General features: G+C 71.6%; 12 protein-coding genes. 10 read left to right on the top strand and 2 right to left on the bottom strand.

Annotated elements, in window-relative coordinates; translation table 11 throughout:
* Positions 1-171 precede the first annotated feature (171 nt).
* A complete protein-coding gene (gene leuA / locus ACIQMV_RS13930) occupies positions 172-1,893 on the bottom strand; it encodes a 2-isopropylmalate synthase (RefSeq protein ID WP_141361093.1) in 1,722 nt (573 codons plus the stop codon).
* A gap of 394 nt (positions 1,894-2,287) precedes the next feature.
* Here leuA and ACIQMV_RS13925 point away from each other — a divergent pair, with 394 nt between their 5' ends.
* The 8 genes from ACIQMV_RS13925 to ACIQMV_RS13890 all read left to right on the top strand — a co-directional run bounded on the left by ACIQMV_RS13925 (position 2,288) and on the right by ACIQMV_RS13890 (position 8,927).
* The gene (locus ACIQMV_RS13925) at positions 2,288-3,379 is read left to right on the top strand and encodes a M4 family metallopeptidase (RefSeq protein WP_402592813.1); all 1,092 of its coding nucleotides are present in this window, start codon (positions 2,288-2,290) and stop codon (positions 3,377-3,379) included.
* Positions 3,380-3,399: 20 nt separating this feature from the next.
* Positions 3,400-3,666 (top strand): protealysin inhibitor emfourin, encoded by a 267-nt coding sequence (locus ACIQMV_RS13920; RefSeq protein WP_141361088.1) that lies wholly within the window; start codon positions 3,400-3,402, stop codon positions 3,664-3,666.
* A 46-nt stretch (positions 3,667-3,712) separates the two neighbouring features.
* Positions 3,713-5,077 (top strand): GH1 family beta-glucosidase, encoded by a 1,365-nt coding sequence (locus tag ACIQMV_RS13915; RefSeq protein ID WP_402592812.1) that lies wholly within the window; start codon positions 3,713-3,715, stop codon positions 5,075-5,077.
* 144 nt (positions 5,078-5,221) lie between these two features.
* Entirely contained in the window at positions 5,222-6,313 is a 1,092-nt protein-coding gene (locus tag ACIQMV_RS13910) for a PhoH family protein (RefSeq protein WP_141361084.1), read from the top strand.
* Positions 6,314-6,325: 12 nt separating this feature from the next.
* A complete protein-coding gene (ybeY, locus tag ACIQMV_RS13905; RefSeq protein WP_141361081.1) occupies positions 6,326-6,823 on the top strand; it encodes an rRNA maturation RNase YbeY in 498 nt (165 codons plus the stop codon).
* An 8-nt stretch (positions 6,824-6,831) separates the two neighbouring features.
* On the top strand, positions 6,832-8,142 hold the full coding sequence (locus tag ACIQMV_RS13900) for a hemolysin family protein (RefSeq protein ID WP_141361079.1): 1,311 nt from the start codon (positions 6,832-6,834) through the stop codon (positions 8,140-8,142).
* The gene (locus tag ACIQMV_RS13895) at positions 8,139-8,498 is read left to right on the top strand and encodes an MmcQ/YjbR family DNA-binding protein (RefSeq protein WP_141361077.1); all 360 of its coding nucleotides are present in this window, start codon (positions 8,139-8,141) and stop codon (positions 8,496-8,498) included. Before ACIQMV_RS13900 ends, ACIQMV_RS13895 begins: the two co-directional genes overlap by 4 nt.
* 66 nt (positions 8,499-8,564) lie before the next feature.
* Positions 8,565-8,927 carry a cytidine deaminase gene (locus ACIQMV_RS13890; RefSeq protein ID WP_402592811.1) on the top strand — a complete coding sequence of 121 codons (363 nt, stop codon included), beginning with the start codon at positions 8,565-8,567 and terminating at the stop codon, positions 8,925-8,927.
* Between the two features lie 349 nt (positions 8,928-9,276).
* On the opposite strand, the gene ACIQMV_RS13885 is transcribed toward ACIQMV_RS13890, so the two are convergent.
* Positions 9,277-10,086: an SDR family oxidoreductase gene (locus ACIQMV_RS13885; protein ID WP_402592810.1), complete on the bottom strand. Its 810-nt coding sequence runs from the start codon at positions 10,084-10,086 to the stop codon at positions 9,277-9,279.
* Between the two features lie 238 nt (positions 10,087-10,324).
* Between ACIQMV_RS13885 and ACIQMV_RS13880 the strand changes: the two genes are divergently transcribed.
* Both ACIQMV_RS13880 and ACIQMV_RS13875 read left to right on the top strand, forming a co-directional pair.
* Positions 10,325-11,749 carry an aldehyde dehydrogenase family protein gene (locus tag ACIQMV_RS13880; protein WP_402592809.1) on the top strand — a complete coding sequence of 475 codons (1,425 nt, stop codon included), beginning with the start codon at positions 10,325-10,327 and terminating at the stop codon, positions 11,747-11,749.
* Positions 11,746-12,699 carry an MBL fold metallo-hydrolase gene (locus ACIQMV_RS13875; RefSeq protein ID WP_402592808.1) on the top strand — a complete coding sequence of 318 codons (954 nt, stop codon included), beginning with the start codon at positions 11,746-11,748 and terminating at the stop codon, positions 12,697-12,699. The genes ACIQMV_RS13880 and ACIQMV_RS13875 overlap by 4 nt, the downstream gene beginning before the upstream one ends.
* The last annotated feature ends 115 nt before the right edge of the window (positions 12,700-12,814 follow it).

Below are 12,814 nucleotides of genomic sequence, written 5' to 3'. Positions count from 1 at the left end.
AACATCGCCGCACTGGCGTGATGTTAGCCACATTGTCGAGGTGTCGTCAGTACCCCGGAGGAGACCTTTCCGTGACCTGCGGCGGAGACTGGCCGATACTCGTCGGGCGCACGACGGGGCCCCGGCCGCCTCAGCAGGCGGCCGGGGCCCCGAAAGCGCCGGTCAGAGCGGTCAGCGCGCCGCGCGGTTGACGGCCGAGACGACCGCCTTCAGCGACGCACGTGTCGTGTTCGCGTCGATGCCGATCCCCCACAGGACCTTGTCGTCGATCGCGCACTCGATGTACGAGGCGGCCTGGGCGGAGGCGCCCTCGCTCATCGTGTGCTCCTGGTAGTCCAGCAGGCGTACGTCGACGCCGATGGAGTGCAGGGCGTCGAAGAAGGCCGAGATCGGACCGTTGCCGGAGCCGGTGAGAACGGTGTCCTCGCCGTCGACGGTGGCCTCGACGGTGAGCGTGTCGACCCCGTCGGTGTCCGTCGTCGACTGGCCGGTCCTGACCTGGATGCGGCCCCAGGGGTTCTCCGGAATCGGCAGGTACTCGTCCTGGAAGGCCGCCCAGATCTCCTTCGGCGTGACCTCGCCGCCATCGGCGTCCGTCTTCGCCTGGATGATCTTCGAGAACTCGATCTGCATCCGGCGCGGCAGGTCCAGCTTGTGGTCGTTCTTCAGGACGTAGGCGACACCGCCCTTGCCGGACTGCGAGTTGACGCGGATGACGGCCTCGTAGGAGCGGCCGACGTCCTTGGGGTCGATGGGCAGGTACGGCACCGCCCACTCGATGTCGTCGACCGTGACGCCCTTGGCCTTCGCGTCGGCCTCCATGGCGTCGAAGCCCTTCTTGATGGCGTCCTGGTGGGAGCCGGAGAAGGACGTGTAGACCAGGTCGCCCACGTACGGGTGGCGCGGGTGGACCTCCATCTGGTTGCAGTACTCCCACGTACGGCGGATCTCGTCGATGTCGGAGAAGTCGATCTGCGGGTCGACGCCCTGCGAGAACAGGTTCACGCCCAGGGTGACCAGGTCGACGTTGCCGGTGCGCTCGCCCTGCCCGAACAGGCAGCCCTCGACGCGGTCGGCGCCGGCCATCAGCGCCAGTTCGGCGGCGGCGACGGCCGTACCGCGGTCGTTGTGCGGGTGGACGGACAGGCAGACGTACTCGCGGCGGGACAGGTTGCGGTGCATCCACTCGAAGCGGTCCGCGTGCGTCGACGGCGTCGAACGCTCCACCGTGGCGGGCAGGTTGAGGATGATCTCGCGGCCCGGGCCCGGCTGGTACACGTCCATCACCGCCTCGCAGACCTCCAGGGCGAAGTCCAGCTCGGTGTCGGTGAAGATCTCGGGGCTGTACTGGTAGCCGAACTCCGTTTCCGGGCCCAGCAGTTTCTCGGCGTACTCCATCACCAGGCGGGTGCCGTCGACGGCGATCTGCTTGATGTCGTCCCTGGAGCCGCGGAAGACGACCCGGCGGAAGACCGGGGCGGTGGCGTTGTAGAGGTGGACGGTGGCGCGCCGGGCGCCCTTCAGGGACTCCACGGTCCGCTCGATCAGATCCTCACGGGCCTGGGTCAGCACGGAGATCGTGACGTCCTCGGGGATCGCGCCCTCTTCCTCGATGATCGAGCGCACGAAGTCGAAGTCGGTCTGGCCCGAGGCCGGGAAGCCGACCTCGATCTCCTTGTAGCCCATCTTGACCAGCTGGTCGAACATCCGGCGCTTGCGCTCGGGCGACATCGGGTCGATCAGGGCCTGGTTGCCGTCGCGCAGGTCGGTGGAGAGCCAGCGGGGAGCGGCGGTGATCCGGCGGCCGGGCCAGGTGCGGTCGGGGATGTCGACCTGCTCGTAGCGGCCGTACTTGTGGATCGGCATGGAACTGGGCTGCTGGCGGTTGACCATGTGTGCGTGGGCTCCTCGAAAATTCCGCAGGTCCGCGGGTGCCGGTGAACGGCCGACGGCGCAACGCCGAACTCCGCGGGGAGGGGGTCGGCCTCGACTACAGGCCCTCGCCGCGGCAGCTAAGGAGAAGCAGCCCGAAACGCATGATGCTGCGCAGCCTAGCCGAGCCGCGCCGGATGCGCGGGCCCGTCCCAGTATGCGAAACCGAAGGGGCAAACAGGGCAAAAAGTGCGCGATGTCACCGGCGCGGCCCCCCGGCCACGCCCGGCCGCCTGCCACTCCGTCACGGACGCCTATCACTCCGTGACGGAAGCGCGGACCCCTTGCCCCGATATTTCACCAATCATGGTTGCGGGTGGTGACAGGGCGACCACACAGTGCAAGTGTGCCTGGTATGCCGACCACGACGACCACGCCGACCAACGGGGGCTTCGAGCCCGTCTTCTGCACCATCGTGCCGCCGCACGTCCTGGACCGCCTCGCCCGCAACGACGACCCCGCGCTCTCCGGACCCGCCCGCCGGACCCTGGAGCGCGACGCCTTCGAGCGCACCCGGCGGCGGCTGACCACCGTCATCGGCGCACCCGCCGTCGCCGCGCCCGCGGGCAAGCGGGACGGGCAGCCGCACCGCACCGTCTACGACGCCCGGCACGGCACCGACCTGCCCGGGAGGAAGGTGCGCGGCGAGGGCGAGGAGCCCGGCGGGGACGCCACGGTCAACCGCGCCTACGCCGGCCTCGGCGCCACCTTCGAGCTGTACCGCACGGCCTACCGGCGCGACTCGATCGACGGCAGCGGCCTGCCGCTGGACGCCAGCGTGCACTACGACGAGAAGTACAACAACGCCTTCTGGAACGGCGGGCAGATGGTGTTCGGCGACGGCGACGGCGAGATCTTCCTGGACTTCACCATCCCGGTCGACGTCATCGGCCACGAGCTGACCCACGGCGTCACCCAGCACACCGCCAACCTGGCCTACTTCGGGCAGTCCGGCGCGCTCAACGAGTCGCTCTCCGACGTCTTCGGCTCGCTGATCAAGCAGTACACACTCGGCCAGACCGCCACCGAGGCCGACTGGCTGATCGGCGCCGGGCTGCTGGCCCCGGGCGTCAGCGGCACCGCGCTGCGCTCCATGAAGGCACCCGGCACGGCGTACGACGACGACGTGCTCGGCAAGGACCCGCAGCCGGCTGCGATGGACCACTACGTCCACACGGGCAGCGACAACGGCGGCGTGCACATCAACTCCGGCATTCCCAACCACGCCTTCTACCTGGTCGCCACCGCGCTCGGCGGCCACGCCTGGGAGAAGGCGGGGCAGCTCTGGTACGACGTGCTGACCGGCGGTGAGCTGCACGAGGACGCGCAGTTCACGGACTTCGCCACACTCACCGTGCGGGCCGCGCGGGAGCGGTACGGCACCGACGGCGGCGAACTCGAGGCCGTGCGGAAGGCCTGGGAACAGGTGGGGGTGCGGACGCTGTAGTTCCGTACTAGACACGGACCATGCGGATTCGAGTGAGGCGCACAGGAGGGTTCGCGGGCATCGAGCGCCGCGCCGAGGTGGACGTCTCGGGGCGGTCCGACGCCCCGCAATGGAGGGACCTGGCCGAGCGGGCGCTGGCCGCCGGCAAGGCCGCGCCGCCGGCCGGGGTGCCCGACGGCTTCAGCTACGAGATCACCGTGGACGGCCGGACGGTGTACGCGGCCGATCCCCGGCTGACCGGGGAGCAGCGCGAGCTCATCTCCCGCGTGCTCAAGGAGGGGGCGTGAGGTCCTTTTACCGCCCGGGCGTTGACTTCCGTTACCTACGGTAAGGATGATCCCGCCCATGGTGACGAACCCGATACCCCGGTTCCCGGCCGGCTTCCTGTGGGGCGTGTCGACCTCGGCCCACCAGATCGAGGGGGCGGCCGACCGGCGCGAGCCGTCCGTGTGGGACACGTTCTCGGCCGAGCCGGGACGGGTCAAGGACGGCTCGACGGCAGCGGTGGCCTGCGACCACTACCACCGCCACCGCGAGGACGTGGCGCTGCTGGCCGGCCTCGGCGTGGACGCGTACCGCTTCTCCGTCTCCTGGCCCCGGGTGAACTCCCCCGGCGGCCCGGACTTCTACGACCGGCTGGTCGACGAGCTGTGCGCGGCCGGCGTCCGTCCGGTCCCGACCCTCTTCCACTGGGACCTGCCGGCCCGCCTCGACTGGCTGGAGCGGGACACGGCCGCGCGGTTCGCCGACCATGTGTCGGTGGTCGCCGAGCGCCTGGGCGACCGCGTGACGAAATGGATCACGCTCAACGAGCCCGCCGAGCACACCCTGCTCGGCCATGCCCTCGGCGTGCACGCACCGGGGAAGCGGCTGCTGTTCGACGCGCTCCCGGCCGCCCACCACCAACTGCTCGCCCACGGCCTGGCGGTCCGCGCGCTGCGCGCGGCCGGGGCCGCGGACATCGGCATCGCCAACTCGCACAGTCCCGTCCGGCCGGCGTCCGGGGAGCAGGCGGACGTCGAGGCGGCCGGCTTCTACGACCTGCTGCTGCACCGCCTGTTCGCCGACCCGCTGCTGCTCGGCCGGTACCCCGAGGGGCTGGGCGAGCTGATGCCGGGCACCCCCGCGGACGTCGACTCGGATCTGAAGGTCATCGCGGAGCCCCTGGACTGGTACGGCGTCAACTACTACGCCCCGACGCGGGTGGGCGCTCCGAGCGGCGAGGAGATCGAGTTCGGCGGTCTCACCCTGCCCGCCGAACTGCCCTTCTCGGTACGGGAGATCGAGGGCCACCCGGTCACGGACTTCGGCTGGCCCGTGGTCCCGGAGGGGCTGACCGAGCTGCTGACCGGCCTGCGCGACCGCTACGGCGACCGGCTCCCGCCCGTCGTCATCACCGAGAACGGGTGCTCCTACGAGGGCCTCGACGACCAGGACCGCATCGCCTACCTGGACGGCCACATCCGCGCCCTGCACCGGGCCCTGGAGTCGGGCGTGGACGTGCGCGGCTACTTCGTGTGGTCGCTGCTGGACAACTGGGAGTGGGCGGAAGGCCTCGCCCGCCGGTTCGGCCTGGTGCACGTCGACTACGAGACCCTGGAGCGCACCCCGAAGGCGTCCTACCGCTGGTTCCGGGACCTGCTGCGGGCCCAGCGGGGGGCCGGGACGGAGGCCGGCGCGTCCCCCGTGCCGGACTGATCCCGCCCCTGGGTCGGCGGGGTCGCCGCGGTCGCCGAAAAGCCCTACGGCGTTGTCACTCCCCCGTCGTACCCTGGAAGCGCGAGGCCGCCCTCACTTGTGCGGCCGTGACGAGGAGGAACCGCAGGCCTTCAGCGCCGGCCCATGACTCAGACACCCGCAGCCAAGACCCCCGCGCAGGGGCAGGCCAGAGCACAGTTCACCGTCCCCGCCCAGCACCCCATGGTGACCGTGCTGGGGTCCGGCGACTCTCTCCTGCGCGTGATCGAGAAGGCCTTCCCGGGGGCCGACATCCATGTCCGGGGCAACGAGATCAGCGCGGTCGGTGACCCGGCGGACGTCGCCCTGGTCCAGCGCGTGTTCGACGAGATGATGCTGGTGCTCCGCACCGGGCAGCCGATGACGGAGGACGCAGTGGAACGCTCCATCGCCATGCTCAAGGCGAGCGAGAACGGCGAGAGTGACGGCCACGAGACCCCCGCCGAGGTCCTCACGCAGAACATCCTGTCCTCGCGCGGCCGCACGATCCGCCCCAAGACGCTCAACCAGAAGCGGTACGTCGACGCGATCGACAAGCACACGGTCGTCTTCGGCATCGGCCCCGCCGGCACCGGAAAGACCTACCTGGCCATGGCCAAGGCGGTGCAGGCGCTTCAGTCCAAGCAGGTCAACCGCATCATCCTGACCCGCCCGGCGGTCGAGGCCGGCGAGCGCCTGGGCTTCCTGCCCGGCACGCTCTACGAGAAGATCGACCCGTACCTGCGCCCGCTGTACGACGCGCTGCACGACATGCTCGACCCGGACTCCATCCCGCGTCTGATGGCGGCGGGGACGATCGAGGTCGCGCCGCTCGCCTACATGCGCGGCCGCACCCTCAACGACGCCTTCATCATCCTGGACGAGGCCCAGAACACCAGCCCCGAGCAGATGAAGATGTTCCTCACCCGGCTCGGCTTCGACTCGAAGATCGTCATCACGGGTGACGTCACCCAGGTGGACCTGCCCAACGGCCAGAAGTCCGGACTGCGGCAGGTGCAGGAGATCCTGGAGGGCGTCGAGGACGTCCACTTCTCCCGGCTGTCGTCGCACGACGTCGTACGGCACAAGCTCGTGGGCCGTATCGTCGACGCGTACGAGAAGTACGACAGCAGTCACGGCACCGAGAACGGCGCGCCGAGGACCGGCGGCCACGGCAGGGCCGGGCACGCGCACGGACACGGGCACAAGGGGAAGTAGACCAGCACCACCATGTCGATCGACGTCAACAACGAGTCGGGAACCGAGGTCGACGAGCGGGCGATCCTCGACATCGCCCGCTACGCACTCACCCGCATGCGCATCCACCCGCTCTCCGAGCTCTCGGTGATCGTCGTGGACGCCGACGCCATGGAGCAGCTGCACGTCCAGTGGATGGACCTGCCGGGGCCCACGGACGTCATGTCCTTCCCGATGGACGAGCTGCGGCCGCCCTCCAAGGACGACGAAGAGCCCCCGCAGGGCCTCCTCGGCGACATCGTGCTCTGTCCCGAGGTCGCCGCGAAGCAGGGTGCCGAGGCTCCGACGCAGCACTCCATGGACGAGGAGCTCCAGCTGCTCACCGTCCACGGCGTGCTGCACCTGCTCGGCTACGACCACGAGGAGCCGGACGAGAAGGCCGAGATGTTCGGTCTGCAGGCAGCGATCGTGGACGGCTGGCGCGCCGAGCAGGGCCTGCACGGCCCGTCCCCGGCGCCCACCGTCTCGTAAGCCCGCCCATGAACCCTCAGATCGTCGTCGGCGCGATCGCGCTCGTCGTCGTCGCCTGGCTCGCCGCCTGCGCGGAGGCGGGCCTCGCGCGGGTGTCCAGCTTCCGTGCCGAGGGGGCCGTGAAGTCGGGCCGCCGCGGCAGCGCCAAGCTGGCCCAGGTCGCCGCCGACCCGACCCGTTACCTCAACCTGGCGCTGCTGGTTCGCGTGACCTGCGAGATGGCGGCGGCCGCCCTGGTCACCTACGCGTGTCTGGAGGCGTTCTCCGGCACGGCCCAGGCGCTGGTCGTCGCCATCGCGGTCATGGTGCTCGTCTCGTACGTGGCCGTCGGGGTCTCCCCGCGCACCATCGGCCGCCAGCACCCGCTGAACACGGCGACCGCCGCGGCGTACGTGCTGGTGCCGCTCGCGCGGGTGCTGGGCCCGCTCCCGTCGCTGCTGATCCTCATCGGCAACGCGCTGACCCCCGGCAAGGGGTTCCGGCGCGGCCCGTTCGCCTCCGAGGCGGAGCTGCGCGCCCTGGTCGACCTGGCCGAGCAGGAGTCGCTCATCGAGGACGAGGAGCGGCGCATGGTGCACTCGGTCTTCGAACTGGGCGACACCCTCGTGCGCGAGGTCATGGTGCCGCGCACCGACCTGGTGGTGATCGAGCGGTACAAGACCATCCGCCAGGCCCTCACGCTGGCGCTGCGCTCCGGCTTCTCGCGGATCCCGGTCACCGGCGAGAGCGAGGACGACATCGTCGGGATCGTCTATCTGAAGGACCTGGCCCGCAAGACGCACATCAACCGGGACGCCGAGAGCGAGCTGGTGTCGACGGCGATGCGTCCGGCCGTCTTCGTGCCGGACACGAAGAACGCCGACGACCTGCTGCGCGAGATGCAGAAGGAACGCAACCACGTCGCCGTCGTCATCGACGAGTACGGCGGCACGGCCGGCATCGTCACCATCGAGGACATCCTCGAGGAGATCGTCGGCGAGATCACCGACGAGTACGACCGCGAGCTGCCGCCGGTGGAGCCGCTCGGCGACGACCGCTACCGCGTCACCGCGCGCCTGGACATCACGGACCTGGGCGAGCTGTACGGCCTGGAGGAGTACGACGACGAGGACGTGGAGACGGTCGGCGGGCTGCTCGCCAAGGCCCTGGGCCGGGTTCCCATCGCGGGCGCGTCGTCGGTCGTGGAACTGCCCGACGGCCGGGAGCTGCGGCTGACCGCGGAGGCCGCGGCCGGCCGCCGGAACAAGATCGTGACCGTGCTCGCGGAGCCGGTGGGCCCGGCGGCCCCCACCGGGGACGGGGAGGGGAAGCCGGAATGAGCCCGGAGGAGCTGCGCGCCCTCTGCCTGTCGTTCAACGCGGTGGTGGAGGACTTCCCCTTCAATCCGGAGACCTCGGTCTTCAAGGTCCAGGGCAAGTTGTTCGCGCTGTCGGCCCTGGACTCCCGGCCGCTGAAGGTCAACCTCAAGTGCGACCCGGAGGACGCGATCCGGCTGCGCGCCGAGCACGAGGGCCTGATCGTCCCCGGATGGCACATGCACAAGCGCCACTGGAACACGGTCACGGTCGACGCCGGGCTCCCGGACCGCCTGGTCCGCGAGCTCGTCGAGGACTCCTACGACCTGGTCGTGGCGGGGCTGCCGCGCGCGGACCGGCTCCGTCTCGACCGGGCCTGAGCACCCGGACTCCGCGGCCGCCGGGGTGATCTCGGCGGCCGCCGGGGCGGCTCTTATGCTCGAGGCATGACCGAGACCATCGCGCTTGATCCCGAGGACCTCAAGATCGTCACCCTGGCCCGTTCGGCCCGGGCCCGCAACGGTGTGCCGGAGGGCGCGGCCGTACGGGACGAGACGGGGCGTACGTATGTCGCCGGGTCGGTGCACCTCGCCTCCCTGAAGCTGAGCGCCCTCCGGACGGCGGTGGCGATGGCCGTCGCGTCCGGGGCGACGTCCCTGGAGGCGGCGGCGGTGGTCAGCGAGGCGGAGGAGATCGCCCCGGAGGACCGGGCCGCCGTACGGGACCTGGGCGGCACCGCCACACCGGTCCTGCTGGCCGGCCCGGACGGCACCGTACGGCTCACCCTGCCGGCGGGCGAGGACGGCTGAGGTCCGACGGACGGGGCCCGGTGAGGGGGGCCTGCCGGCCGGAGCCTGGTGACGGGGGCCTGCGGCCCGGGACTTGGTGACGGGGGCCTGCGGTCCGGGGCTTGGTGGCGGGAGCCCTGATGCCCGGGACTTGGTGACGGGGGCCTGACACTCGGGACTTGGTGACGCGTGCCCGCGGCCCGGGACTTGGTGACGGACGACTGACACCCTGGACTTGGTGACAGATGCCTGACACTCAGGGCTCGGTGACGGACGCCTGACACCCGAGACTTGGTGACGGGGGCCCGCGGTCACCGCTCCCCGCCGGTGGGCCGGCCGGGCCGCGCCGCGAGCGGTCGTGCGACGTGGGTCAGCCGGTGCCGGCCTCGGAGGCCTCCTGGACGGTGCGGTAGGCCGTCAGGCCGCCGTCGACGCGGATGTCGGTGCCGTTGATCCAGGCCGCGGAGTCGCTCAGCAGGAAGGCCACGACGCGGGCGATGTCCGCCGGCTCCCCGAACCGACCGAGCAGGGCGCCGGCTCCCTCGACCTTGGCGACGCCGTGGTCCCGCTTGAAGTCGTCGAGGATCGGCGTGGCCACGGGCCCCGGGCTGACGGAGGTCACCCGGACCCTGCGGGACAGGTACTCGGCCGCGAGATGTTCGGTGAGGTACCGCACGCACTCCTTGGAGAAGCGGTACGAGTTGCCGGTGACGCCCTCGTCGCGGGCCACGGCGTCGAGCGCCGCCTCGGTGTCGCGGGCGAGGGCGAAGGCCCGTACGGCGGTCAGGTTCCGCTCCCAGGCGGTGGCCACGGCCGAGGAGAGGTTGACGACGCAGCCTCCCTCCCTGATCGCCGGTACCAGCGCGGCGGTCAGTTCCCGCAGGCCGAAGACGTTGACGCCGAGCACCGTCCGCCAGGGCGCCGTACCGGGCACACCGGCGATGTTGGCGAGTCCCGTGAGCCCGTCCGGGGCGGCGGCCAGCACGCTCCGCGCGGCCTCGTGCGCGCCGCCGGGCGTGGACAGGTCGGCCCGGACGAAGGTCCCCGCGAAGGACTCGGGCACCGACCGGTCGATTCCGACGACGGGCAGTCCCCTGTCGGCGAGCAGGCGGCCGGCCGCCGCTCCGATACCGGAGGCGACCCCGGTCACGACCACGGGCAACTGCGTGTTGTTCATCATGGCTCTCACTCGTTCGTCGGCGGAATGCGGGGATACCAGGGGCGCGGGCCGAGCCTGCGGGGGAAGCGGCCTCATTGACAAGCTCACTTTCCACCCTGTGGAAAACTCCGCGACGCCGAGGGTGCGGCGGCCACCGTCCGGCAGTCCGCTTTCCACTGAGTGGATGACCTGCTTGTCCACGGCGTGACGTGCGGGGATCGTGTGATCCCGACCCCCGCCGCCGACCAGGAGCACGCAGATGGCCCAAGAGACGTACGCCGTACACGACCCGGCCACGCTGGAGCCGGTCGGCCGGGCCCCGGTGCACGGCGAGGACGAGGTGCGGCAGGCGATCGCCGCCGCGCGGGCCGCCGCTCCGGCGTGGGCCGCGGACCGCTCGGCCCGGCAGGCCGCCCTGCACGCCTGCGCGGAACTCGTCCGCGCCCACGAGGACGAACTCGGACGGCTGCTGTCCCTGGAGCAGGGCAAGGTTCTGGCCGAGGCCGTCGGCGAGTTCCGCGTGGGCGCCGGGCTGCTGGACCACTACGCCGCACTCGCCTGGGACGAGGTGGAGAGGCTGCCCGACCGGGCCGACCGCACCGTCGAGGTGCACCACCGGCCGGTGGGCCTGGTCGGCACCATCACGCCGTGGAACTTCCCCATCTCCCTGCTGTGCGTGAAGCTCGCCCCCGCCCTGACCGCCGGGTGCACCGTCATCGCCAAGCCCTCGGCCACGACACCGCTGTCCACCATGGCCCTGGTCGACCTCATGAACCGGGTCCTGCCCGCCGGTGTGCTGCAGTACCGCACCAGCCCCGGCCGCGCGGTCAACGTGGCGCTGAGCACCCTGCGCGGCGTACGGAAGATCTCCTTCACCGGGTCGACGGAGGTCGGCACCGCCGTGGCCGCCCAGGCGGCCGCCACGGTCAAGCGCGTCACCCTGGAACTCGGCGGGAACGACCCCGCGATCGTCCTGCCGGACGCGGACGTCGAGACGACCGCGTCCGGCATCGTCGGCTCGGCCTTCCGCAACGCGGGGCAGGTGTGCATGGCCGTCAAGCGGGTCTTCGTACCGCGTGGTCTGAGGGACGAACTGGTCGAGGCCATGGCCGAGGCCGTCGCCCGGCACCGGCTCGGGCACGGGGTGGCCACCGGGTCGACCATGGGCCCGATGCACTCGGCCACCCAGCACGGCGTCGTCCGTGGCCTGGTCGACGGCGCCGTCGCCGCCGGGGCGCGGGTCGCGGCGGGCGGCGGCCGCGGCTGCGACCTGCCCGGTCACTTCCTCGAACCGACGATCGTCACGGACGCCGAGGTCGGCATGGACCTCGTCGACGCCGAGCAGTTCGGCAACGCCCTGCCGGTCGTGGCCTACGACGACCTCCGGACGACGATCGACAGTCTGAACGCGCAGGACTTCGGTCTCGGCGCCTCGGTGTGGTCGCCCGACCTGGACCGTGCCCACGAGGTGGCGGCGGGCATCGAGGCCGGCACGGTCTGGATCAACCAGCACACCCAGGTGGAACCGGACGCTCCGTTCGGCGGCTGGAAGGCCTCCGGCCTCGGACGTGAGCGCGGCCGCTGGGGGCTGGAGGAGTACCTCGAACCCAGGACCGTCAACGCCCGTCCCCACACCCCGACACCGCACGAGGCGGCACCCGTACCGGAAGGACAGCGCCGGTGACCGACACCACGTCCGCACAGCGCGGCATGGACCTCATCACGCTCGGCGTCGCCGCCGGGCCCGCCATCCGAGGCCCCGAGCACGGCATCGCCAGCGCGGTCGTCGTCGACGACGCCTTCTACCTGGTCGACTTCGGCATCGGCTGCACCCGCGCCGCGAACGAGGCCGGCCTGCGGGGGCACCGTTTCCGGGCGGGGTTCATCACGCACCTGCACTCCGACCACGTGATCGAGCTCCCGGGGTTCCTGCTGTGGAACTGGGGGCGCCCGGTGAACGGCTTCTCCACCCCGGTCCACATCGTCGGCCCCGGCCCCGACCCGGAGGACGGCACCCGGCACCTCGCCGGCACGGACCGCCTCGTGGCCTCCGCCCTGGACGCGTTCTCCTACGACATCGCCATCCGGGTGGGCGACGAGGACCGGCCGCCGCTGGCGGACCTGGTGCGCGCCTCGGAGGTGGCCGCCCCGGCCAGGGGTTCCGCGGCCGCCGGTGAGCCGTTCGAGGTCTACGCGGACGAGCGGATCACGGTGACCGCCGTCCTGGTGGACCACCCGCCGGTGCACCCGGCTCTCGCCTACCGGATCGACTCCGCCTACGGATCGGTCACCTTCTCCGGTGACACGGCCGAGTCGGCGAACCTCGCCCGGCTGGCGGAGGGCACCGACGTCCTCGTCCACGAGGCCGTCAACCTCGACTTCTACCGCAGCCGTGGCTTCTCCCCCGCCTTCCTGGCCCACCAGGAGAACTCGCACACCCCGCCGGCCGGGGCCGGCCGGGTCGCCAAGGCCGCCGGGGCGCGGCGCCTGGTGCTGTCCCACTTCGCGGGGCCGGCGGACGCCGAGTACTGGCGCACCGAGGCCGCGTCGACGTACGACGGCCCGATCGACGTCGCCACGAGCGGCGCGCGGTTCTCCGTCGCCACGGGCCCGGTGGTCCGCGCGGGGAGCTGAGCGGACGGCGGGCCCGGCGGCCCCGCACTCGGCCGCGTACGGGCGTGTACGCGGGTGTGGACGGGTGCCGACGGCCCACAGGTGCAGAACGGCTCGGGAAGGAAGCGGGAAGAGC

Origin of the sequence: Streptomyces sp. NPDC091412 (genome assembly GCF_044756885.1) — a bacterium.
Lineage (GTDB): Bacteria > Actinomycetota > Actinomycetes > Streptomycetales > Streptomycetaceae > Streptomyces.
Note: the sequence above shows the minus strand (reverse complement) of the source record. Positions and strands in the feature narration are given on the sequence as shown.